The organism is Pseudoflavonifractor phocaeensis (assembly GCF_016901955.1).
GTDB classification, from domain to species: Bacteria; Bacillota; Clostridia; order Oscillospirales; family Oscillospiraceae; genus Flavonifractor; species Flavonifractor phocaeensis_A.
The window spans coordinates 1-2,187 of record NZ_JACJLC010000166.1; the positions used below are offsets into that span (position 1 = coordinate 1).

A 2,187-nucleotide genomic window follows, 5' to 3' on the forward strand; every position below is an offset into this window, starting at 1 on the left:
TTTTAGATTACCATGCCCACGCATTCCCCCGAACAGACTTATTGCAGCGGCTCTGTCACACCTGGTCCAGTTATTGATATCGTGGGCTGGTACACGCATCGACCCACGCCGCCGGCAACTGCCGGCAGATCCTATATGCAGCCTGCTCGCTATGGAGGTAGTCCAGCTGGAATGATGGGTTTACTCCAACCGGGTGTCCCTGGCTCCCACGCGCCGCAAGGCGTTGTCTGTATTTATATATATGCGGCAAATTTATATCCTATTTCACCAAATTCGATGTTGTATACAACAATCAGACCATTTATTGCACCAAAATTGCAATTTTGTCAAGAAACAGCCAAAATACATCTCTTAATGAAGCTAAAAATTTATTTTTAAATTTTTAAACGGAACGATGTGCGTTAAGGTCTTGATGGCATATAGCCGTGGGACTATTGCTGTGGTCCAAATTTGATTGGAGCGTATGACCAGCAACTTTTCCCCATACCTCTACACACTGCGCTCACGACACAGTATCGTCGCAATTGATGTATTGTTACATAGGGGTTAGTGCACTGCTCCTGTATATATTATATGCTTTGAATAAATTTTCACAAGTACTGTGTACTGAAATAAATATCGGGCCCGCCATTCAGGGTGGGCCCGAATTATTATATTCCCAGGTTAATCAATGTGGTCAGCATCAAGTGTAATCAGCTTAGTATTATCCTCCATGTCCTTCATGGATATTCCCTCCATCTATCTTACATACAAAGAAAACTCCATTGTCAAGCTATCTTGCGCACCCGCGCGCATATGCCCCGGGTGCCTGCCCGATGCTGGGTGGTATATGGCTCCCAGCATCGGGCCAGATGACATGGACAACAGACCCGTTGCTGTCAAGTTATAATCTCAACGCTTTTCTTCGTACATAAGATATGATTGGCCCTTCTCCTGTCTACCATCCAAAATAAGATCCAGCCAACAGTCGGTGCAAAACACATCATGGATGGTGTATCCATATTTCTCGGCCAGCGCCTGCTCATCCACCGGCTCAGGCTTGGGCGCCTTACCCAACATGTACAATGCCATCTGCCGCGCATGGCGCCATACCTCCGGCAATGCGTATACCTCATGGGCCGGTGTCTCCCTGCCGCAGATACTGCATTTAATCTTGGGTACATCCAGCCCTGCTTCTTTGATTTCCCCTACAATTTTTTCCACTTCCACATTGATCTTGTTGTCTTTTTCCATTATAATCCTTCTTTCTTATCAAATCCTTGTACACATACTACCTGGTTGTTGTTGGCTCCAATCCTATTTGATTTCCAGACCATTGGAAATCTGATAAAAGATAATATCCTCCACTTCAGGGGTAGCAAAAATCGATCGCCCCGAGGCAGGCATTGCAGCCAATGTGGCCTGATGCAGCTTTTTCACACGTTTCCTCATATCGGCCAAAGACTTTTCCAATTTGCTAAGGGCCGGTTGATCCATACACAACAGCTTTTGCACGATTTCTTCTGCATCATCATGATAGTAGCAGATGGCGTTATACAGCAGATCCAAGGAGATTTTAGCTTTCTCATCATCGTTCATCTGCTCATAGGTGTCCATAGCATAACGATAGCACTCTGTCATATTAGTTTCCTTCCTTTATTTGCTGGCCTGGATGGCTGACAGGTATCGGTAAGCTGTGGGGCGGCTTACCTGTGCCAGCCTGGCCAGTTCACTCACATTTATTTCTCCAATTTGGTATTTAGCAAAGTATCGGTAAAAACTATCTGGGATTCGATCGGCAGTGATGGGAGGGCGGCCCAGCTGTTTACCCTTGGCCCTGGCGTTGGCTACGCCGGAGCGTACCCGGGCCCGGATCATGCTCAACTCCAGCTCGCTAAAAACGGCGATGAGCTGGAGAAAGGCCACAGTCATCGGATCTGGATCATCCTTGCGGCAGTCAATGGTGATGCTGCCTAAGATTTGGAGCCTGATGCGCTTGGACTTGATTGCCTCCACGATCTCACAAAATTGCTGCACTGAGCGGGAGAGGCGGGATGGCTCGGTGATGATTACTGTGTCCCCAGGATGGACTGTATCCCACATCATAATCACCATGCCGACCGCTTCGCTCTCGGCACAAATAGGGATGAAAGAGAGCAGACAAACGGTCGCCTTTCTTATAAAATTAGATTGGGGAGGAAGCACACT

Annotated in this window: 3 protein-coding genes; all 3 read right to left on the reverse strand. The window is 47.4% G+C overall.

Annotated elements, in window-relative coordinates; genetic code table 11:
* Positions 1–891: 891 nt before the first annotated feature.
* Positions 892–1,233 (reverse strand): hypothetical protein, encoded by a 342-nt coding sequence (locus H6B51_RS16815; protein WP_204884749.1) that lies wholly within the window; start codon positions 1,231–1,233, stop codon positions 892–894.
* A gap of 63 nt (positions 1,234–1,296) precedes the next feature.
* Positions 1,297–1,620, reverse strand: coding sequence for a hypothetical protein (locus tag H6B51_RS16820; RefSeq protein ID WP_204884750.1), 324 nt, complete (start codon positions 1,618–1,620; stop codon positions 1,297–1,299).
* Positions 1,621–1,635: 15 nt separating this feature from the next.
* The coding region (locus H6B51_RS16825) for a recombinase family protein (protein WP_204884751.1) at positions 1,636–2,187 on the reverse strand (552 nt) is incomplete at its 5' end.